We start from the raw sequence: 19,773 nt of genomic DNA, 5'->3' as shown, positions 1-19,773 counted from the left end.
CGACGATGACCCGCACCAGCACCGCCACCCCGCTCGCCCCGCACCCCGATCGACTGTTCCCTGCCGACCCCGGGGCACGAGCCGTCGCCCGGACCGTCTACCAGGCCGTCGCCGACGTGCCGATCATCTCCCCGCACGGGCACGTCGACGCGGCCCTCATCGCGGACGACCAGCCGTTCCCCGACCCTGCCGCGCTGCTCATCACGCCGGACCACTACGTCCTGCGGCTCCTGCACGCGAACGGTGTCGGACTGGAGGCGCTGGGACGCCCCGACCGGTCGGGGACGCACCCCGCGCCTCCAGGGCTGGGCATCTGGCGGCAGTTGGCCGCCCACTGGGACGACTTCGCCGGCACACCCGTGCGGTACTGGTTCGAGACGGAGCTGCACGACGTCTTCGGGCTGACGGAGCAGCCGTCGGCCGCGAACGCGGACGAGCAGTACGAGCGGATCGCTGCGCAGCTCGCGGCGCCGGCGTTCCGTCCGCGCGCCCTGTTCGACGCCTTCGGCATCGAGGTGCTCGCCACCACCGACGACCCCACCGCCGACCTCGTCGCACACGCGCGCCTCGCCGCCGACCCGACCTTCACCGGCCGGGTGCTCCCCACCTTCCGCGCGGACGCCGTGTTCGACCCGTCACGGCCGGACTGGAGGAACGTGGTCGCGTCGATCGGCGAGGCGGCGGGCATCGAGACGGGCACCCACGACGGCCTGCTCGCGGCCCTCCGCGCCCGTCGCCGCCACTTCATCGACCACGGGGCCACCGCCACCGACACGGGCGTGCTCGACGCGGGATCGACCCCGCTGTCCGCGGCCGAGCGTGCGCGCATCCACACGGCGGCGTTGCAGGGGCCGTCGGGCGTCACCGCGGCGGAAGCCGTCGCGTACCGCCACGACATGCTCTACCGGTGGGCCGAGATGAGCGTCGAGGACGGCCTCGTCATGCAGCTCCACCCCGGGGTGATCCGGAACCACCACACCCCCACGCTCGAGCGGTTCGGACCGGACACCGGGCACGACCTGCCCGCGGTCGCGGCCTTCACCGAGCCGCTGCGACCACTGCTCGAGGCGTTCGGCACCGCCCCGGGGTTCCACCTCGTGCTCTTCACCGTCGACGAGACCGTGTTCTCGCGGGAGATCGGGCCGCTCGCGGGCTTCTACCCGGCTGTGTACGCGGGTGCGCCGTGGTGGTTCATCGACACCCCGGCGGCGATCGGCCGGTACCGGGCCGCGGTCACCGACTCGGCCGGGTTCACGAAGACCTCCGGCTTCATCGACGACACCCGGGCGTACTGCTCCATCCCCGCGCGACACGACATGGCACGACGCGTCGACGCGGCGTACCTGGCGTCGCTCGTGGTGACGCACCAGCTGTCCGAGGAGGACGCGGTGCACACGGCCCGGCGGATCGTGTCGGACATCCCGCGGGCGACGTTCAAGCTGTAGCGCGGCCTGGTCCGCGGGGCGCGCGGGGCGGGCCGGTACCGTCGGCCCCATGGGTGGACGGGTGACCGAGGCGTACGGGCGCCCGACGCGGGCACGACGTGGTCGGACTCGACGCCGTTCCGCGGTTCGTCGCGATCGCCCGCTCGGCCGAACCCGCCGCCGAGTTCCGCGTCGGCGCGCTCGAACGGACCGGACTGCGCACCGGGAGCGTCGACGGGGTGCTCGCCTGGTACTCGCTCGTGCACCACGACCCCGAGGAGGTCCCCGCCGCCCTCGCGGAGTTCCGTCGGGTGCTCCGGCCCGGCGGCGGGTTGCTCGTCGGGTTCTTCGACGGTGCGACGCAGGAACCGTTCGACCACGCCGTCACCACCGCGTGGCGCTGGCCCGTCGAGGTGCTGGCCGCGCGGCTGACGGACGCGGGCTTCGTCGTGCACGACGTCGTGCGGCGCAGCGATCCCGGGGCACGGCCGCACGCGGCGATCAGCGCGGTGCGGGGGCCGGACCGGGGCGAGCGGTCGGACGCTCCGACGAGCGGTCGAGTGCCGCCGAGACGTCGGGCACGGTGTCGAGGGTGACACCAGGTGCGGGTGGAGTGAGCAGTGAGGCGGTCACGGCTGCCACCCTGGGGTGACGAGACCCGTCTCGTAGGCGAAGACCACGAGCTGGGCCCGGTCGCGGGCTCCGAGCTTGATCATCGCTCGGGAGACGTGGGTCTTCGTCGTCATCGGGCTGATGAAGAGTCGCTCGGCGATCTCGGCGTTCGTGAGACCGGCGGCGACGAGCTGCATGACCTGGCGTTCCCGGTCGGTCAGGACGTCGAGCGCAGGGGCGAGGGACGCGGGTTTGGCATGCGTGGCGAAGGCCTCCACCAGGGAGCGGGTGGCGCCGGGTGAGAGGAGCGAATCGCCGGCGACCACGGTCCGGACGGCCCGGAGGAGCTCGGCGGGCTCGGTGTCCTTCACGAGGAAGCCGGCCGCACCGCCGCGGATCGCCTCGAACACGTGGTCGTCCTCCTCGAAGGTGGTGAGGATGACCACGTGCACGTCGACGAGGTCGGGGTCGGCCGAGATCCGTTGCGTCGCCGCGAGGCCGTCCGTGCCCGGCATCCGGATGTCCATGAGCACGACGTCGGGGTGTTCCCGTCGAGCGACCTCGACCGCGGCATCGCCGTCGCCGGCCTCGCCGACGACCGTCATCCCCGGTTCGGCGTCGACGAGCGCCCGGAGTCCGGCGCGGACGAGGACCTGGTCATCGACGAGGAGGACGCGGATCGGCCCGCGAACGGCATCGGCGGCGGTCGGGTCAGCGGTCATCGGGGGTCCTCCGGTTCGGTGCCGAGCAGCGGGAGACGAGCAGCGACCCGCCAACCGCCGTCGGTCGTCGGCCCGGCGGTCAGGGCGCCGTCGACGGCGTTCGCACGTTCACGCATCCCGATGATCCCGTTGCCCGTCGACCCGAGGGGTTCGGTCGACGGGACGCGGGTCGGGTCAGATCGAGCGGGGTGGTCCTCGACCAGCAGGTCGACCACGTCCGGTCCGATCGCGATGGTCACGCTGGCTCGGTGCCCGGGGGCGTGCTTCATCACGTTGGTCACGGACTCCTGCACGATGCGGAAGGCGTTCCGGTCGGCGACGCCGTGCACCGAGGTCGGGTCGCCGTCGATCGCCAGGCGGACGTCGACGCCGGCGGCTCGCGCACGCGCGACGAGGTCGGCGACCCGGTCGAGCCCGGCGGTCGGCGTCCGCTCGGACCTCGCACCGTCCGCGGCGCCGTCGACCGACCGCAGCACGCCGAGGATCGTGCGGAGTTCGACGAGGGCGTCCCGGCTCGAGTCGCGGATGCTCGCGAGGGACTCCCGGGTGCGGTCCGGCAGCTCGGCTCCCAGGTGGAGGGCGACGCCGGCCTGCAGGTTGATGAGGGACATGCTGTGGGCGACCGAGTCGTGCAGTTCCCGGGCGATCCGGACCCGCTCGTCGGCGGCACGGCGCCGGTCGGCCTCGGCCCGCTGCCGACGCCGCTCGGCGACCCGTTCGAGTCGGACCCGGGCGAGCTCGGACACCGCGATCGTGACCGTGACCCACGCGATGCACAGCAGGCCGGCGCTGAGGTCGAGCACCGAGGACCGTCCGAGTTGGAAGTCCGCGGTGGGGAGGACCGCGACGGCGAGACCGGCCGCCCCGGCGACCCACCTGCGGTGGCCTCGGAGCCAGGCGTTCGCCATCGCCATGGTCAGGGCCGCGACGAAGGGTCCGCGCGGACTCACGACCAGGGCGTACCCGACGGTGGTGGCGAGGGTGACGACCAGCACCGCGCGGGGCCAGCGCCACCGCCACGGGAGCACGACGACGCCCGCCACGAGCAGCGCGATCGCGAGCGGACCGAGCAGCACGGGGTCGACCGCCCCGCCGAGCGCGTGCCGTGCCCACGGCGGACCGCCGACCGCGCCGGTACCGCCCGGCACGGTCGCGAAGCGGGACGCCACGACGGTGCCGACGATCTGCAGGAACGCCACCGGGAGCACCCGGCCGACCCGGGCGAACCGACGGCGGCCGCGCCAGCGGTCGTCGGCGGTCACCGGTTCGGTGACGAGTGCGGAGGAGGCCATGCAGCGAGCCTAGGGTCGCGCGAGGCAGGGGACATCGGGCACGAGCACGACCTGTGGACTACTCCCCCGGGAGTACCTCACTGTCGAGGAGGCGGTGCACCACGACCGCGGGAGCAGGCGGAAGTGAGGCTCCACGGCGGACGCGCGTCGCGCCTCCAGGCCGGAGTCTTGGACCGCCGCGACAGCGGCACCGAAACCGACCCAGGAGGTCCTCGTGCTCACCACGACCATGCTCACCGCCGCCACGGCCACCGGCCCCTACTGGCACCACGGCGGCGGCTTCCCGTTCTTCGTCTTCCCGGCGTTCTTCTTCTTCGCGTTCCTGGTGGTCTTCGTCGTGTTCGGCGTCCTCCGCCGGGGCAGCTGGCGTGCACGGTCGGATGCCCGGTCCGTGCTCGCGGACCGCTTCGCCCGCGGTGACATCGACGCGGACGAGTACCGCTCGCGGCTGTCGGAGCTCAGCCGGAAGTGACCGACAGCGCCGACGTGATCGTCGCCACGGTGTCGTCGACCGATCCCTCGATCGACACCGCGACGGCGGTCTCGTCCGGCTGCGGCCGCTCCAGCGTCGCGAACTGCGAGTCGAGCAGCGACGACGGCATGTACTCGTGGTGCCGGTGCGCCTGCCGCTGGGCGATGCGGTCGTGCGACCCGTCGAGGAAGGCGATGACCAGGTCAGGAGCCGCCCGGCGCAGGCGGTCGCGGTAGACGCGCTTCAGCGCCGAGTTCGCCATCACACACCGGCGCCCGGAGCCCTGCACCTCCGCGATGCGGGCGGCACACGCGTCCAGCCACGGCCAGCGGTCCTCGTCCGTCAGCGGCACACCCTGCCGCATCTTCTCCTTGTTGGCGGTGGGGTGCAGGTCGTCGGCGTCGACGAACACCGTCGGTTGCCCCTGGTCGGCGAGGGCATCGGCGAGCGCCTGGCCGATCGTCGACTTGCCGGAGCCGGAGACCCCCATCACGAGCACGGGCGGGAGGACGTCCTGGTCGGTCATCCCTCCACAGTACGGGCCGTCCAGAAGGCGTCCCCAGGCGGTGGAACAGCCGTGCGACCCCAGGCTCCGGCTCGTAGGTTGCAAGGAGGACGTCAGGACGAAGGAGACCAACGTGGCGGAGAACGACGGACAGGCGAACATCGGGGTCATCGGCCTCGCGGTGATGGGATCGAACCTCGCGCGGAACCTCGCGTCGCGTGAGGGCAACACGGTCGCGGTCTACAACCGCACCTACGCGCGGACCGAGGAGCTGATGCGGGAGCACGGCGACGCAGGCTTCATCGCGTCCGAGGACATCGACGGCTTCGTCGCGTCGCTGTCGAAGCCGCGCACCGCGATCATCATGGTGCAGGCCGGCACGGGCACCGACGCCGTGATCGAGCAGCTCGCTGAGCGCTTCGAGGAGGGCGACATCATCGTCGACGGCGGGAACGCCAACTTCCACGACACCATCCGGCGTGAGCACGACCTGCGCGAGAAGGGCCTGAACTTCGTCGGCACCGGGATCTCGGGTGGCGAGGAGGGTGCACTGAACGGCCCGTCGATCATGCCCGGCGGATCGGACGAGGCGTGGGAGACCCTCGGCCCGATCCTGAAGTCGATCGCGGCGGTCGCCGAGGGTGAGCCCTGCGTGACGCATATCGGCACCGACGGCGCCGGTCACTTCGTCAAGATGGTCCACAACGGCATCGAGTACGCGGACATGCAGCTCATCGCGGAGTCCTACGACCTGCTCCGCCGCGCCGGCGGCCACTCGGTCGACGAACTCGTGCAGATCTACGAGAAGTGGAACGAGGGCGACCTCGAGTCGTACCTGATCGAGATCACCGGCGAGGTCCTCAAGCAGCAGGACGCCGACACCGGCAAGCCGCTCGTCGACGTCATCCGCGACGAGGCCGGGTCCAAGGGCACCGGGGTGTGGACCGTGCAGAACGCAGTCGGACTCGGCATCCCCGTCTCCGGCATCGGCGAAGCGGTCTTCGCCCGGGCGGTGTCCTCGAAGCCGTCGCAGCGCGCCGCCGTGCAGCGCTCGGTGCAGAGCCGACCGGAGGTGGTCGACGTCCCCGACACGTTCGAGGACGACGTCCGCGCCGCGCTGTACGCGTCGAAGGTGGTCGCCTACGCGCAGGGGTTCGACCTCATCATCGCCGGGGCGAAGGAGTACGACTGGGACATCGACCTCGGTGCCGTCGCGAAGATCTGGCGGGGCGGCTGCATCATCCGCGCCCAGTTCCTCAACCGCATCGTCGAGGCGTACGACGAGGACCCCTCGCTCGAGTCGCTGCTGGTCGACCCGTACTTCGCGAAGGCCGTCGCCGAGGGCGAGGCCGCGTGGCGGCGCATCGTCGGGATCGCCGCGGCGTCGGGCATCCCCGCGCCGGGGTTCTCGTCCGCGCTGGCGTACTTCGACGCGCTCGCCTCCGACCGGCTGCCGGCCGCGCTCATCCAGGGGCAGCGGGACTTCTTCGGGGCGCACACGTACCAGCGCATCGACAAGGACGGCACGTTCCACACGCTCTGGTCCGACGAGGGTCGTCGTGAGGTCGAGCAGGAGCCGTCCACCCACTAGGGCGGAGGTCGAACGGCACGAGGGTCTCGCCGATCGGCGAGGCCCTCGTCACGTCGGTCGTGGCGTCGGCGCCGCCGTCAGGCGACGATGCGCTCCCGCGCCAGGTCCGCGACGAGCCGCTCCAACCGCGGCCCCCGCCCCAGCATCCGACGCGACCCCGGCGCCGACCGGACGAAGAAGGTCGCGACGGCCGTGGAGTCGTCGGGCCGGACGTAGTGCATCGCCACCGCCCACGACCGCCCGTCGCCGTGCACGTCCTCGAGTCCGACGTGCACCATCCGGCTCCACCGGATCACGAGCAGCCGGGTCGCCCGTCGCTCCTCGAGTTCCCACAGGGATGCCTCGGTCGCTCCGAAGGCCCAGGTGACGCGCTGCCCGAGCGTCGCGTCCGGACGCGCTTCCTCGACCGAGGCCCGGAGCTCGGGGGTCGGCGCCGCGGGGACGAGCCAGACGGTCGGGTCGATCCTGCGGATCGCCAGGGCGAGGGCATCGTCCTCGCGACGACGCCGGATCGAGCGAGCGCGGACGACGGCGACCACGATCACGGTGATGCCGAGGGTGACCGCGGCAGCCTCGGCGACGCCGAACGCCGTGAGGTCGGCGTCCGGGGTCGTCGCGACGACGACCACGCGTGCGGTGAGGAGTGCGATCCAGACGCCGACGATCACCCAGCGGAGCACCATGAGCCGAGCGGTGCCGCTCATCGGCCGGCGGTGGTGCCGTCGGGCAGGGTCGAACCGAGGGACACGGTCTGGACGCCTCGGCACGTCCCGATCCTCGCACGTCCACCGGCCCATCGGCTCACCACCGGCGGTGAACGACCGTCGAACCGGTGCCCTCTCCCACAGATGTCCACGTTGTCAGCCCGTCCCCGGCGCGACGGACCTACGCTCGGCTCGTGACCACCGCTCCGTCCACCGACGCTCCCCCGACCCCGAGCCCCGTCGACGCCGGTCGGGGCCCGGTGCTGTGGGCGGCCGCGTGCGGGCTCGTCGCGGGCGCGTCGTTCTTCGCCGCGGCCGAGCTCGGCGCGCTCGTCCTCGGCGGTGCGGGCAGCCCACTCGTCGCGGTCGGCTCGGCCGTCATCGACCTCGCACCGCGCGGCGCGAAGGACCTCATGGTCAGCCTCTTCGGCACCGGGGACAAGCTCGCGCTGTTCGTCCTCATGGGCGTCGTCGTCGCCGTCGTCAGCGCGGCTGCCGGGATCCTCGAACGGGCACGACCGCCCTTCGGCGCGCTGGTCTTCGCCGTCGGCGGCGTGCTCTCGCTCCTCGCGGTGACGACCCGTTCCGGCAGCGGCATGTGGGACGGCGCACCCTCGGTGCTCGGCGTCGCGGCCGCGGTCCTCGTCCTCCGGGTCCTCGCCCGCCGGCTCCGACGGTGGGAGGCGGCCTCGGCCGTCCCCTCCGCGGCACCACGACCGGCGTCGGCGGAGCGCCGCGCGTTCCTGGTCTGGGGCGCTGCGGCGGCGGGCCTCGCGATCGTGGTGGGCACCGCCTCCCGGGTGGGGTCCTCGGCGATGCAGGCCGCGGCTGCCGCTCGACGGGCGGTCCGGCTCCCCCGCGCGGCGACGGCCGCACCGGCGGTCCCGGCCGGCGCGTCGCTCGACGTCACCGGGGTGACCCCCTACGTCACGCCGAACGCCGACTTCTACCGCATCGACACCGCGTTGCGCGTGCCCGCGGTCGACCCGGCGACCTGGCGGCTCCGGATCCACGGCGCCGTCCGGAACGAGGTCGAGCTGACGTGGGACGAGTTGCTCGCCCTGCCGCTCGTCGAGCACCACGCGACGCTGAGCTGCGTCTCGAACGAGGTCGGCGGCGACCTCATCGGCACCGCGCTGTGGCTCGGCTACCCGATCCGCGAGCTGCTGGCCCGGGCCGAGCCGCGAGCGGGTGCCGACATGGTGCTCTCCCGGAGCGTCGACGGCTTCACCGCGGGGACGCCGCTCGACGTGCTGCAGGACCCCGGCACGGCGGCGCTCCTGGCCGTCGGGATGAACGGCGAACCGCTCCCGGCCGAGCACGGCTTCCCGGTCCGGATGGTCGTGCCGGGCCTGTTCGGGTACGTCTCGGCGACGAAGTGGGTCACCGATCTCGAGGTCACACGCTTCGCCGACGCGCAGGGCTACTGGACGCCGCGCGGATGGTCGGAACGCGGACCGGTGAAGCTCGAGTCCCGGATCGACACCCCTCGCGCCGGCTCGACCGTGCGGGCGGGCAGCACCGTCGCGGTCGCGGGCGTCGCCTGGCAGCCGCACGTCGGGGTGAAGGGCGTGCAGGTGCGGGTCGACGACGGCGCCTGGCAGGACGCGACCCTGGCCGACTCGGTCTCCGCCGACACCTGGCGTCAGTGGGTGTACCGGTGGACGCCCACGAAGGGCTCGCACCGGATCCAGGTGCGTGCGACGAGCGCCGAGGGCGAGGTGCAGACGAGCGTCGAGCGACCCCCGGCTCCGAACGGGGCGACCGGCTGGCACGAGGTGACGGTGCAGGCGGACTGACCGGACGCGTCGCCAGCGACTGCGACTGCGACGAACGGCGCGGCGAGCGAGCGTCCGCGCGACACCGGCGGGTGCCGACCGCTCAGGCCGGCCGGACCGCCACGACGCAGGTGCCGTCGACCTCGGGCGCGGACACCACCTCGGTGTCGAACCCGGCATCGGCGAAGAGCGCCGCCGATGCCTCGGACTGCTCCGCGGACACCTCGATGACGACCGCTCCGCCCGGCCGCACCCAGTCCGCCGCTCCGGCCGCGATGCGACGGTGCAGGTCGAGCCCGTCGGCGCCGCCGTCGAGCGCCACCCGGTGCTCGTGCTCACGCGCCTCGGCGGGCATCGTCGCGATCGCCGTCGTCGGGACGTAGGGCGCGTTCGCCGCGATGACGTCGACGCCACCGCGGAACCGGTCGGGCAGCGGCGCGAAGAGGTCACCCGCGACGACGATGCCGCGGTCGCCGATGTTCTCCGCAGCGACCTCGACCGCGTCCGGGTCGACGTCCGCCGCGACGAGGTCGAGCGCCCCGACGCGGCCGAGCAGCGCCACGGAGATCGCGCCAGCGCCGCAGCAGAGGTCGACGACGCGGTCGTAGCGCTGCAACCGACGTGCGGCCTGCGCGACGACCACGGTCGTACGGACACGGGGCACGAACACCCCGGACGTCACCCGGACCCGGTGCCCGTCGAACGCCGCCCACCCGAGGACGTACTCGAGCGGCTCCCCGGCCAGCCGACGCTGCACGAGCGACCGGAGACGGCTCGGGTCGCCCGCACCGGCGTCGAGCAGGAGGTCGGCCTCGTCCTCGGCGAACACGCTGCCGGCAGCCCGGAGGCGCGACGCGAGCGCGGCGCGCGCCGGGTGCACGGAGGACACGGTGTCGGGTGTCGTCAGGCTGCGCCGTCGAACATCGAGGTGACCGAGCCGTCGTCGAAGACCTCGTGGATCGCGCGGGCGATGAGCGGCGCGATCGGCAGGACCTCGAGGCGGTCCCAGCGCTTGTCCTCCGGCAGCGGCAACGTGTCGGTGACCACGACGCGGTCGATGAACTCGCTCTGCAGCAGCTCGGTCGCCGGGTCGGAGAACACGGCGTGCGTCGCGGCGACGACGACACCCGTCGCGCCGGCGTTCTTGAGTGCCTCGGCGGCCTTCGCGATGGTGCGGCCGGTGTCGATGAGGTCGTCGACGAGCAGACAGACCCGACCGGAGACGTCGCCGACGATCTCGTGGACGGAGACCTGGTTCGGCACGAGGGGGTCGCGACGCTTGTGGATGATGGCCAGCGGGGCGCCGAGCTTCTCCGACCAGATGTCGGCGACGCGCACGCGGCCCATGTCCGGCGAGACGACGGTCAGGGTCGAGGGGTCGAGGATCTGCTGGAAGCGCTCGAGCAGGACCGGCATCGCGAAGAGGTGGTCCACGGGGCCGTCGAAGAAGCCCTGGATCTGCGCGGCGTGCAGGTCGACGCTCATGATGCGGTGCGCGCCGGCGGCCTTGAACAGGTCGGCGACGAGCCGGGCCGAGATCGGCTCGCGCCCGCGGCCCTTCTTGTCCTGCCGGGCGTAGGGGTAGAACGGCGCCACGACCGTGATGCGCTTCGCCGAGGCACGCTTCAGCGCGTCGACGATGATGAGCTGCTCCATGAGCCACTCGTTGATCGGCGCCGTGTGCGACTGGATGACGAAGGCGTCGCACCCGCGGACCGACTCGTCGAAGCGGGCGTAGAGCTCGCCGTTCGCGAAGGTCCGGGCGTCCGTCGGGACGAGGTCGACGCCGAGCTCCTCGGCGATCTCAGCAGAGAGTGCCGGATGAGCTCGCCCTGACACGAGGACGAGTCGTTTCTGGCCGGTCGTCTTGATTCCGGACAAGTGCGGTGCTCACTCCCTGACCCGCTCGGGGCCGTTTCGATCGACCCGACCGCCGTCAGATCTGTTCGCCGTGCGCGCGCCGAGCCGCCTCGGCCGCCGGCGAACCGGGTCGGTGTTCCTCGACCCATCCGTCGGTGTTGCGCTGCGGGGCGTAGCTGATCGCCAGCGACCCGGCCGGTACGTCCTTGCGGACGGTCGTACCCGCGCCGGTGTACGCCCCGTCACCAATCCTAACCGGGGCGACGAACACGTTGTGCGACCCGGTGCGGACGTTCGACCCGACCTCGGTGCGGTGCTTGTGCACGCCGTCGTAGTTCGCGGTGATCGTGTTCGCGCCGATGTTCGAGTCCTCGCCGACCTCGGCGTCGCCGATGTAGGACAGGTGCGGCACCTTGCTGCCACGGCCGATCACGGCGTTCTTCGTCTCGACGAAGGTCCCGATCTTGCCGCCGTCGCCGAGGATCGTGCCCGGCCGGAGGTACGCGAACGGGCCGACCGACGCACCTTCGCCGATGACCGCGAGGGTGGCGTCGACGCGGTTCACGACCGCTCCGGCACCGACCTCGGTGTCGCGGAGGGTGGTGTCCGGACCGACGACGGCACCGGCGGCGATCGCCGTGGCACCGACGAGCTGCGTGCCGGGCAGGACCTCGGCGTCCGGTTCGATCGTGACGTCGACGTCGATCCAGGTGGTCGCCGGGTCCTGCACCGTGACGCCGGCGAGTTGGTGACGGCGGACGATGCGGGCGTTGAGCTCCCGCGCGGCGTCGGAGAGCTGTGCCCGGTCGTTGATGCCGGCGACGAGCCACGGGTCGGTGAGGGTGACGACGTCGATCGCCCCGCCCCGTTCGGCGATGAGCGCCGGCACGTCGGTGATGTACTTCTCGCCCTGCGCGTTGGCCGTGGTGAGCGACGGCAGCACGGCACGCAGGTGGGTCACGTCGAAGGCGTAGATGCCGGCGTTCGCCTCGGTGATCGCGCGCTGCTCGTCGGTGGCATCCTTGTGCTCGACGACCCGCACGAAGGCACCGTCGGCGTCGCGGACGACCCGGCCGAGCCCGGTGGGGTCGGGGGCGATCGCGCTCACGAGGGTCACGGCCTTGCCGGCGTGCGCGTTCACGAGGAGACGCAGGGACGCCGTGTCGAGCAGCGGCACGTCGCCGGAGAGCACCACGACCGAGCCGTGGAAGTCGGCCGGCAGCGCCTGCACCGCGACCTCGACCGCACGCCCGGTGCCGGGCACGTCGTCCTGGTCCACCACGATGGCGTCCGGCGCACGCTCGACGACCTCGGCGGCGACGCGCTCGCGCTCGTGGCGCACGACGACCGCGACGTGCTCCGGCTCGAGCGAGGAGGCCGTCCGCAGCACGTGCGCCAGCAGGGGCAGGCCGGCGAGGCGGTGCAGCACCTTCGGGGTGGACGACTTCATGCGCGTGCCCTGCCCGGCGGCGAGGACGACGACGGCGATGCGCTGGTCGGTCATGGCTCCATCCTGGCCCACGCGGGACGACGTGGCCGAACCGGCCACGGTCCGTGGGGGAACCGTGCGGAGGACCGCAGCGGACGGGGCGGAGGCGCTCCGCGCCTCCCGGCCGTCAGCCCGCGTCCGCCGCGGCGTCGCCGGTGCCGCAGTGCGACACGGCGGCGAGCGAACCACGGGCGGTCGCCACCCCGAACTGGATGCGTTCGACATCGCCGCCCGCGCCCGTGACGACGAACTGCCTGCTCCCGTCGTTGAGCGATGACTCGGAGTACCGGACGCTCAGTCCGTCCGCTTTCCACGCTCGGCCGACGGCCCGCACCGCCGCCTGCGGATCGGTCACCCCTGCCCCGATCCGGGTCAGGTTGACGATCGCCCCCGAGGTACCGTCGTCGAGCCGGCACTCCTGGGCGTACTCGTTCGCCTGCGACTCGTCCCACGCGACTCCCGAGATCCTCGTCGTCGATCCCACGTACACGGACGCGAGGTCGCGTTGCTGCTGGACCGTCGGAGTGTCCGGTGTGCTCGCCACGGAAGTGCCTCCTGTCGGCGAACCGGACGAACACGCGGCGAGCGTCAGCGCCAGGGCGAGGGCGAGCCCGGCGGACGCACACCAGAGCCGTCGCTCCACCGTGTCGTCAGCCCGCGTCCGCCGCGGCGTCGCCGGTGCCGCAGTGCGACACGGCGGAGATCGTGCTGCGGTGTGCCCCGACGCCGAACTCGATGCTCGACACGGGTCCGCCGACACCACGGACGACGTACCGGGCGCTGCCGTCGTTGTACGTGTCCTCGGAGTACGTGACCCGCAACCCGTCCTGCTCCCAGGCCTTGCCGACCTGCTGGCGGACGGACTCGGGGTCGGCGAGGCCGCCACCCACGCGGGTGAGGTTCACGAGCGCGCCGCGGTCGCCGCCGTCGAGCACGCAGTCCTGCGTCCACGAGGCGTCGTCCGAGGCCGTCCAGGCCACTCCGGAGGTGCTCATCGTGGACGTGACGAACGCCTCGGCGGCGTCGCCCTGGTGCTCGACCGATGGTGCTGTCGTCATCGTCGTCTCTCCTGCTCCTGGGGGTGTCCCGGCACACCCGGGCAGCCCCGCGACCACCAGGACGACGGCGGCTGCCACGAGGGTGTGCTTCGCGGTCATCGTCGTCCTCCGAGGCTCGGGCCGCCGGGCGTGTTCGCCCAGTCGTCCATGACGGTCGGCTCCGCACTGTCCGCCGGTGTCAGCCCGCGTCCGCCGTCGAACGTGGCGCGCGAGACGTTGCGCAGCGACTCGGTGTTCATGTTGAAGTACCCCTCGTCGCCACGGTAGCCGATCGGGTCGTGCGTGGTGACGCCGGCCCCGTCGGACTCCGAGCCGCCGTTGGTCCCGAAGGTCTGCGCACCGAACGACGGCTGCATCGGGTCCTGTCGTCCGCTGAGCATGCGGCCGGTCCCGGCCCAGTCGTCGCGCGCGTCGCCGGTGAACGGGATGCCGTCGGTCCCCTGTCCGGCGTAGACGTGGTCCGCCGACAGGTCGCTCGCGCCGTGCACGGACCGCTCGATGCCGGCCGAGGCGACGCTCACGAACGTGTCGACGTGCACCCCACGGTCGTGCAACGCGTTCGCCGCGGTCGTGGTGCCGTAGGAGTGGCCGACCACGTTGAGGGTCGGCCCGTCCGACCGCGCGGCCTGGAACCCGAGGAGGTCGCCGGCGAGCCGGTCCGCACCGGCGCGGGCGGCGTCGCCGTGCAGCACCCCGAGCGACGCGGGGGGCACCGGCGGGGCCTCGTAGTTCATCCACGCGACGACGGCGTGCGAGGTACCGTCGGCGTTCGACAGCTCCTGTGTCGACCAGAGGTTCTGCGCCGCGGTGGTCCAGCCGCTGGTGTCCTTCGTGGTCGTCCCCATCCCGGGCACCATGTAGGTCACGTTCTCCGCCGTGTCGACGTCACCGACCGACACCGCCGCGAGCGGAGGGTGGTGGTCCGTGGCGAGGGTCAGCAGCATGCGCGGAGGCGGATCGCCCTGCTTCGGCGTCTTCGCCAGCGTCTGGAGGATGTTCTCGTACGCCTCGACGTCGGTCGTCGCTCGGTCGAGCCGGTCCTGGACGGCCGGGTCGTTCCGCCGGTTCCCGGCTGCGGCGTCCTCCGCGGCCCAGAACTCCTTCCGGGCCGCGGTGAGCGCAGCGGCGAGCTGGACTCGGTTGGCGCGGTCGCGCGCCCAGCCGGGGACGCCGCCGAGGTTCCCGATCACGGCAGGGGCGAGCGCGACGAGCGTGTCCTGCGCGGGTGAGTGACCGTCCGCCGTGTCGTCGCCGAGCGCGTTCCAGAAGGCGGCGGCCTGCTCCGGCCCCATCGCCGCGATCCGCTCCTCGATCGTCGGGTCGAGGGCGAGCAGCGCCCCGAGCTCCGTCGGGGTCAGTCCCCGCAGCTGCGCCGCGAGATCGGCGTCCGACGTCGCGCCGGAGGTCCCGGCGACCGTCGCGAGCCGACCGAGCGTCGTGGTCCCGGTGATCACGCGGAGCAGGGCGGCGTCCGCGGTCGCGCGCTCGTCCTCGAGCTGCTGCCACCGGGCGTCGTGGGCGGCGGCCTGGGCGTGTGCGTCGGCGAGCGCGTGCTGCGCCTCGGCGAGGCCGCGCTGGTCGGCCTCGGTCGCCCCGTCGGCACGGGCTGCTCGTTCGAGTCCGGGCAGGGACCGCGAGCGCGACGCGAGGACGTTGCCGTTGGCCTGCTGGAGTCGGCGGAGGTCGTCGGCGTCGTCGCTGATCCGCTGGACGTCGGACGCGTACTGGTCGAAGGCGTCCCCGGCAGCGTCGAGCTGACCGACGAGCGTCGAGAAGGCGGGGGCGAGCTCGTCGAGCAGCGCCACGAAGGCGCGTTGGGCGGTACCGTCCCAGGTCGGCGGGGCGGCGTAGGTCGCCGACCGGGCGACGTGGTCTCGGGCCCGCTGCAGGGCGTCCGCGTGGTCGTGCCAGGTCGTCGCGAGCGCCGAGATGCCCGCCGGGTCGCCGGCGTCCGGCTCCTCGCCGCTCACCGGTGGCCGCCCCCGCCGGGCTGGATGCCGTCGAGGGCCTTCGCCAGCGAGCCGTCCGCCGCCTCGAGCTGTTCCATCACGCGGTCGGGGTACGTGACGGCGCTCTCGAGCGACGTCGTCACCGCCTCCGTCATGCCGCTGTGCGCGCGTGCCAACTCGCTGCCTGCGGCGACGACCGCGGCGCGTCCGAGACAGCCCGTGTCGGCCGAACGCAGCGACGACGCCGCACCCGACACGTCGTCCAGCGCCAGACCATCCCCCCGGAGACGAGCGCCAGCCCGCCCCATGAGACCTGCAGTTCCCCCTGAGTCACGCTCGGAGGCTACCACCGGCCGTCGCGGACGTCCCGGTCCGCTGCCGCCCCACGACCACCATGAGCACCAGGCCCACGACGAGCACGAGGACGATCCCGATGATGCCGAACCGCGTCGACCCGCCGATCGTCACCGCGACCCCGAACAGCGCCGGCGCGAGGAACGACGCCGCGCGCCCGGTCGTGGCGTACAGGCCGAACAGCTCGCCCTCGCGCCCGGGCGTCGCGAGCCGCGAGAGGTACGCGCGCGAGGACGCCTGGACCGGTCCGACGAACACCGCCAGGGTCAGGCCGAGCACCCAGAACCCGGTCGTGGCCTCGCCGATCAGGAAGACCCCGAGTCCGGTGACGACGAGACCGACGAGGGACACCGTGATGATCGCCCGCGAGCCGAACCGGTCGTCGAGCCAGCCCGAGACGAACGTCGCGACGCCGGCCACGACGTTCGCGGCGATGGCGAACAGGATCACCTTCGACGGGCTGAAGCCGAAGACCTGCGCGGCGATGATCCCACCGAAGGTGAACACCGCGCCCACGCCGTCCCGGAACACCGCGCTCGCGACGAGGAACCCGAGGACGTCCCGGCGCTCCCGCCAGAGCCGCGCGACGTCGCGCCCGAGGTCGGCGTACGCCCCGGAGACCCCGCCGGTCCGGCCGGGGTCGGGTGCGGCCTCGGGCACGGTGACGAACAGCGGGACCGAGCTCACGGCGAGCCACACCGCGGCGATGCCGATGGCGACGCGCACGTCCCACTGCCCGGACGCGACGGTCGCCGGGAGCTGCAGGAGCCCGGCGACCCCCGGCTGGCTGAAGTCCTGGATGCACAGCACGAGCAGGACGACGAGCAGGACGATGCCGCCGAAGTAGCCGGACGCCCAGCCGATCGCGGACGCCCGCCCCTTCAGCTCGCCGGTGGCGACCTGCCCGAGCATGGCGTTGTAGCCGACGCTCGCGATCTCGAACGCGACCGTGCCGATGCCGAGCAGTGCGGCGCCGAGCAGCAGGAACGGCTGGCTCGGGGCGACGAACACCATGCCGCCGATCGAGAGCGCGATGCCGATGGTCGCGATGAGGACGGAGCGTCGTCGGTGTCCGGAGGAGTCCGCGAGCCGCCCGACGGCGGGCGCGACGAGTGCGACGACGATCCCCGCGATCGTGAGGGCCGTGGAGACGGTCGCCGCGTTGTGGGCGAGCTCGCGTTCGACCGCGCGGGCCGCGGCGGCGGAGCCGTCCTCACGTGCGACGAGGGCCGGGTCGACGAACGCCCGGCTCGCCAGGTAGGTGCTGAAGACGAACGTGGTGACGACGGCGTTGAAGGCGGCGGAACCCCAGTCCCAGAGGGCCCAGGACACGAGGGCCCGTCGGTCGGTGCGCTGCGGCACCGCAGCCGCGTTGGTCGCCGTCATGGGCGAACCGTAGCGCGTCCCGGTGTCGCGCCGGTGGCCCCGGTCCGGGTGGCGACGCCACCTCCCCGCGACGGTACCGGCCGACGGACGGGAGGCGCGGTGCCAGCTGGCACCGCGCCTCCAGACCGCCACCTGGTCACGACCAGGGCCGTGGTCAGGCCGTCGGGACCCCGCCCGGGTACACGACGGACTTCAACGACTGCGGATCGGTGTCGCTCTCGAGGGCCTCGCGGACGTCGTCGAGTCCGAAGCGCCCGGTCACCAGCGAGTCGAGGTCGACCTGCCCGGACGCCACCAGTTCGATCGCGACCGGCCACGTGTTCGTGTACCGGAAGATCCCGGTGACCGTGACCTCGAGGTTCTGGATGTGCTCGACGGGCAGCGTCATCTCGGAGTTGCCGAGTCCGACGAGCACCGCGGCACCGGCCGGACCCACGGCCTTGATGCCGTCCGACACCGCGCGGGGAGCACCGCTGGCGTCGATGAACGCGTCGACGGGGACGATGTCCGCGGTGACGTCGACGGCGGTCGGGTCGACGACCTCGGTGGCACCGAAGGACAGCGCCCGCTCACGGCGCTCGGCGACGAGGTCGCTGACGACGATGCGCGAGGCACCGAACGCCCGCGCCGCCTGCGCGCAGATGATGCCGATCGGACCGGCGCCGGCGATGAGGACGCTCGACCCGGGGACGATCGCGGCCTTCCGGACCGCGGCGATGCCGACGGAGAGGGGTTCGAGCAGGGCACCGGCCTCGAACGACACCGCGTCGGGCAGGGTGTGCGCGAACTCGGCCTCGATCGTGACGAACTCGGCGAACGCACCGTCCACCGGCGGCGTCGCGTAGAAGCGCATGTGCGGGCAGAGGTTGTAGCGGCCGGCCAGGCACTGCGCACACCGGTGGCACGGACGCTGCGGCTCGACGGCGACGCGCTCCCCGACGCGGGACGGGTCGACGCCCTCGCCGACGGCCTCGATGGTGCCGGACAGCTCGTGGCCGAGGACGAGGGGCTCCTCGACGACGAAGTCGCCGATGCGCCCGTGCCGGTAGTAGTGCACGTCGGAGCCGCACACGCCCACGGCGGCGACGCGGACGAGCACGTCGCCGGGGTCGACGGCGGGGACGGGGCGGTCCTCGACGGTGAGGTCCTGGGTGCCCTGCAGCACGCTGACGCGCTGGTGGTCGGCGGTGGTCATGCGGTTCTCGCTTCCTCGGCCGCGGCGTCGCGGTCGTGTTCGGTCATGGGGGTGAGGGCGGCGTCCGGTGTGACGGCGCGGGTCGCCGCGGGGGCGGGCGCCGTCACGTCGGCGCGGGTCGCCGCGGCGGCGGGTGCCGTCACGTCGGCGCGGGCCGCCGCGGCGGCGGGGACCGGCAGGATGCCGCCCCGGAGCAGGTCGGCGAAGCCGAGTTCGGCCGCGCCGCGCACCAGGACGTCACGGCCCAGCGCCGCGGGCACGATGCGGAGCCGGTCGGTCATCGCCGCCATCGTCTGCGCCCGGACGTCGTCCTCGACCCGGTCCCCGACGTGCCCGAGCAGCACCCCGAGGAACCCGCCGAGCACGACGACCTCGGGGTCGACGGTGTGGATGGCGTTCCGAAGCGCCGTCGCGAGTGCGGTCACCTGACGGTCGACGACCCGTTCGACGTCGTCCCGCCCCGCGGCGAGCGCCGTCGCCAGCGCGTCGAGGTCGTCGGGCGGCGTCCCGGTCACCGCGGTCAGTGCTGACCGGGAGGCCTCGGTCTCCAGGCACCCGACCGCGCCGCAGTGGCAGCGGATGCCGTTCGCGGCGACGAAGGTGTGCCCGAGTTCGCCGGCGTACCCGTCGGCACCGCTGAACGGACGCCCGGCGCTGACGATGCCGCCACCGATGCCGCTCGCGCCGCCGTTGAGGTACACGAGGTCGTCGACGCCGCGGGCGCTGCCGTACAGCCGTTCGGCCCAGGCACCGACGTTCGCGTCGTTCGCGGCGCGCACCGGCAGGCCGAGGCGGTCGGCGAGCGGCCCGGCGAAGGGCTCGTCGCGCCAACCGAGGTGCGGGGCGTCGCGGACGACACCGTCCTCGACCCGGACGATGCCCGGAACCGCGACGCCGACCCCGACCAGCCGGAGCGACGGTTCCGCTCGTGCGGTCAGCGTGTCCAGCACGCGGGCGACGGCGTCGATCGCCGCCGCCGCGCCGGGTACCTCGGGTTGGGGTTCGACGAGACGGTCGCGGACGGTTCCGTCGAGGGCCACGAGGGCGACGCCGACGGCGTCGATCTCGACCGTGACCGCGGCGGCGACGACGTCCGGGGAGGCGCGGACGATCGCACTCGGGCGTCCCACCCCGGCGGGCCGGTCGGCACCGGGGGCGCCGGCGGCCGGCAGCTCCTCGTGCACGAGCCCCTGCTCGACGAGCTCCCCGACGAGCGCGAGGACGGTCGAGCGGTTCAGCCCCGTGCGCCGGGTGAGCTCGGCGCGACTGACCGGCCCGCCCTCGTGCACGATGCGGAGGACGCGCGCGGCGTTGCCGGGCGTGGTGGTGGCCGGTCGGGCCATGGGTCCTCCTGGGGTCGGGTCGGGGCGGGACGGGGCGGG

The 19,773-nt window shown here is 73.3% G+C and carries 18 protein-coding genes and 1 pseudogene; 5 read left to right on the top strand and 14 right to left on the bottom strand.

Features of this window, described 5'->3' with window-relative positions; all coding sequences use genetic code 11:
* Positions 1-5: 5 nt before the first annotated feature.
* Positions 6-1,445: a glucuronate isomerase gene (gene uxaC / locus ACY3FI_RS03695; protein ID WP_462549399.1), complete on the top strand. Its 1,440-nt coding sequence runs from the start codon at positions 6-8 to the stop codon at positions 1,443-1,445.
* Positions 1,446-1,537: 92 nt separating this feature from the next.
* Positions 1,538-2,020 (top strand): annotated as a pseudogene (locus ACY3FI_RS03690) (class I SAM-dependent methyltransferase); the annotation flags it as partial.
* A 33-nt stretch (positions 2,021-2,053) separates the two neighbouring features.
* Here the strand turns inward: ACY3FI_RS03690 and ACY3FI_RS03685 are convergent.
* Together ACY3FI_RS03685 and ACY3FI_RS03680 are read right to left on the bottom strand one after the other, a co-directional pair.
* Positions 2,054-2,758, bottom strand: coding sequence for a response regulator (locus tag ACY3FI_RS03685; RefSeq protein WP_462549398.1), 705 nt, complete (start codon positions 2,756-2,758; stop codon positions 2,054-2,056).
* The gene (locus tag ACY3FI_RS03680) at positions 2,755-4,050 is read right to left on the bottom strand and encodes a sensor histidine kinase (RefSeq protein ID WP_462549397.1); all 1,296 of its coding nucleotides are present in this window, start codon (positions 4,048-4,050) and stop codon (positions 2,755-2,757) included. The genes ACY3FI_RS03685 and ACY3FI_RS03680 overlap by 4 nt, the downstream gene beginning before the upstream one ends.
* A gap of 214 nt (positions 4,051-4,264) precedes the next feature.
* Here ACY3FI_RS03680 and ACY3FI_RS03675 point away from each other — a divergent pair, with 214 nt between their 5' ends.
* A complete protein-coding gene (locus ACY3FI_RS03675; protein WP_462549396.1) occupies positions 4,265-4,522 on the top strand; it encodes an SHOCT domain-containing protein in 258 nt (85 codons plus the stop codon).
* Here the strand turns inward: ACY3FI_RS03675 and ACY3FI_RS03670 are convergent.
* Positions 4,509-5,048, bottom strand: coding sequence for a gluconokinase (locus ACY3FI_RS03670; RefSeq protein WP_462549395.1), 540 nt, complete (start codon positions 5,046-5,048; stop codon positions 4,509-4,511). The genes ACY3FI_RS03675 and ACY3FI_RS03670 overlap by 14 nt on opposite strands.
* A 112-nt stretch (positions 5,049-5,160) precedes the next feature.
* Between ACY3FI_RS03670 and gnd the strand changes: the two genes are divergently transcribed.
* A complete protein-coding gene (gnd, locus tag ACY3FI_RS03665) occupies positions 5,161-6,618 on the top strand; it encodes an NADP-dependent phosphogluconate dehydrogenase (protein ID WP_462549394.1) in 1,458 nt (485 codons plus the stop codon).
* Positions 6,619-6,695: 77 nt separating this feature from the next.
* Here the strand turns inward: gnd and ACY3FI_RS03660 are convergent, their stop codons facing one another.
* On the bottom strand, positions 6,696-7,322 hold the full coding sequence (locus ACY3FI_RS03660) for a hypothetical protein (protein ID WP_462549393.1): 627 nt from the start codon (positions 7,320-7,322) through the stop codon (positions 6,696-6,698).
* 194 nt (positions 7,323-7,516) lie between these two features.
* Between ACY3FI_RS03660 and ACY3FI_RS03655 the strand changes: the two genes are divergently transcribed.
* Positions 7,517-9,121, top strand: a complete 1,605-nt coding sequence (locus ACY3FI_RS03655) for a molybdopterin-dependent oxidoreductase (RefSeq protein ID WP_462549392.1) — start codon at positions 7,517-7,519, stop codon at positions 9,119-9,121.
* An 82-nt stretch (positions 9,122-9,203) separates the two neighbouring features.
* On the opposite strand, the gene ACY3FI_RS03650 is transcribed toward ACY3FI_RS03655, so the two are convergent.
* The 10 genes from ACY3FI_RS03650 to ACY3FI_RS03605 form a co-directional block, all read right to left on the bottom strand.
* Positions 9,204-9,980 carry a putative protein N(5)-glutamine methyltransferase gene (locus ACY3FI_RS03650; protein ID WP_462549391.1) on the bottom strand — a complete coding sequence of 259 codons (777 nt, stop codon included), beginning with the start codon at positions 9,978-9,980 and terminating at the stop codon, positions 9,204-9,206.
* A 23-nt stretch (positions 9,981-10,003) separates the two neighbouring features.
* On the bottom strand, positions 10,004-10,981 hold the full coding sequence (locus ACY3FI_RS03645) for a ribose-phosphate diphosphokinase (protein ID WP_462549390.1): 978 nt from the start codon (positions 10,979-10,981) through the stop codon (positions 10,004-10,006).
* Positions 10,982-11,036: 55 nt separating this feature from the next.
* Positions 11,037-12,464, bottom strand: a complete 1,428-nt coding sequence (gene glmU, locus ACY3FI_RS03640) for a bifunctional UDP-N-acetylglucosamine diphosphorylase/glucosamine-1-phosphate N-acetyltransferase GlmU (protein ID WP_462549389.1) — start codon at positions 12,462-12,464, stop codon at positions 11,037-11,039.
* Between the two features lie 112 nt (positions 12,465-12,576).
* The gene (locus ACY3FI_RS03635) at positions 12,577-12,993 is read right to left on the bottom strand and encodes a hypothetical protein (RefSeq protein ID WP_462549388.1); all 417 of its coding nucleotides are present in this window, start codon (positions 12,991-12,993) and stop codon (positions 12,577-12,579) included.
* Positions 12,994-13,099: 106 nt separating this feature from the next.
* Positions 13,100-13,507: a hypothetical protein gene (locus ACY3FI_RS03630; protein WP_462549386.1), complete on the bottom strand. Its 408-nt coding sequence runs from the start codon at positions 13,505-13,507 to the stop codon at positions 13,100-13,102.
* A 95-nt stretch (positions 13,508-13,602) separates the two neighbouring features.
* Positions 13,603-15,477, bottom strand: a complete 1,875-nt coding sequence (locus ACY3FI_RS03625) for an alpha/beta hydrolase (protein WP_462549385.1) — start codon at positions 15,475-15,477, stop codon at positions 13,603-13,605.
* Entirely contained in the window at positions 15,474-15,632 is a 159-nt protein-coding gene (locus ACY3FI_RS03620; protein WP_462549384.1) for a hypothetical protein, read from the bottom strand. The genes ACY3FI_RS03625 and ACY3FI_RS03620 overlap by 4 nt, the downstream gene beginning before the upstream one ends.
* 154 nt (positions 15,633-15,786) lie before the next feature.
* Positions 15,787-17,196 (bottom strand): MFS transporter, encoded by a 1,410-nt coding sequence (locus ACY3FI_RS03615; protein WP_462549383.1) that lies wholly within the window; start codon positions 17,194-17,196, stop codon positions 15,787-15,789.
* Positions 17,197-17,350: 154 nt separating this feature from the next.
* The gene (locus ACY3FI_RS03610) at positions 17,351-18,391 is read right to left on the bottom strand and encodes an NAD(P)-dependent alcohol dehydrogenase (RefSeq protein ID WP_462549382.1); all 1,041 of its coding nucleotides are present in this window, start codon (positions 18,389-18,391) and stop codon (positions 17,351-17,353) included.
* Positions 18,388-19,734, bottom strand: coding sequence for an ROK family transcriptional regulator (locus ACY3FI_RS03605; protein WP_462549381.1), 1,347 nt, complete (start codon positions 19,732-19,734; stop codon positions 18,388-18,390). The genes ACY3FI_RS03610 and ACY3FI_RS03605 overlap by 4 nt, the downstream gene beginning before the upstream one ends.
* Positions 19,735-19,773: the final 39 nt, after the last annotated feature.

Source organism: Curtobacterium sp. RM9, assembly GCF_054956955.1.
Note: the sequence above shows the minus strand (reverse complement) of the source record. Positions and strands in the feature narration are given on the sequence as shown.

Coding starts and splice junctions, on each gene's coding strand:
- uxaC (WP_462549399.1), top strand. CDS start 6: ATGACCCGCACCAGCACCGCCACCCCGCTCGCCCCGCACCCCGATCGA.
- ACY3FI_RS03685 (WP_462549398.1), bottom strand. CDS start 2,758: ATGACCGCTGACCCGACCGCCGCCGATGCCGTTCGCGGGCCGATCCGC.
- ACY3FI_RS03680 (WP_462549397.1), bottom strand. CDS start 4,050: ATGGCCTCCTCCGCACTCGTCACCGAACCGGTGACCGCCGACGACCGC.
- ACY3FI_RS03670 (WP_462549395.1), bottom strand. CDS start 5,048: ATGACCGACCAGGACGTCCTCCCGCCCGTGCTCGTGATGGGGGTCTCC.
- ACY3FI_RS03660 (WP_462549393.1), bottom strand. CDS start 7,322: ATGAGCGGCACCGCTCGGCTCATGGTGCTCCGCTGGGTGATCGTCGGC.
- glmU (WP_462549389.1), bottom strand. CDS start 12,464: ATGACCGACCAGCGCATCGCCGTCGTCGTCCTCGCCGCCGGGCAGGGC.
- ACY3FI_RS03630 (WP_462549386.1), bottom strand. CDS start 13,507: ATGACGACAGCACCATCGGTCGAGCACCAGGGCGACGCCGCCGAGGCG.
- ACY3FI_RS03615 (WP_462549383.1), bottom strand. CDS start 17,196: ATGACGGCGACCAACGCGGCTGCGGTGCCGCAGCGCACCGACCGACGG.
- ACY3FI_RS03610 (WP_462549382.1), bottom strand. CDS start 18,391: ATGACCACCGCCGACCACCAGCGCGTCAGCGTGCTGCAGGGCACCCAG.
- ACY3FI_RS03605 (WP_462549381.1), bottom strand. CDS start 19,734: ATGGCCCGACCGGCCACCACCACGCCCGGCAACGCCGCGCGCGTCCTC.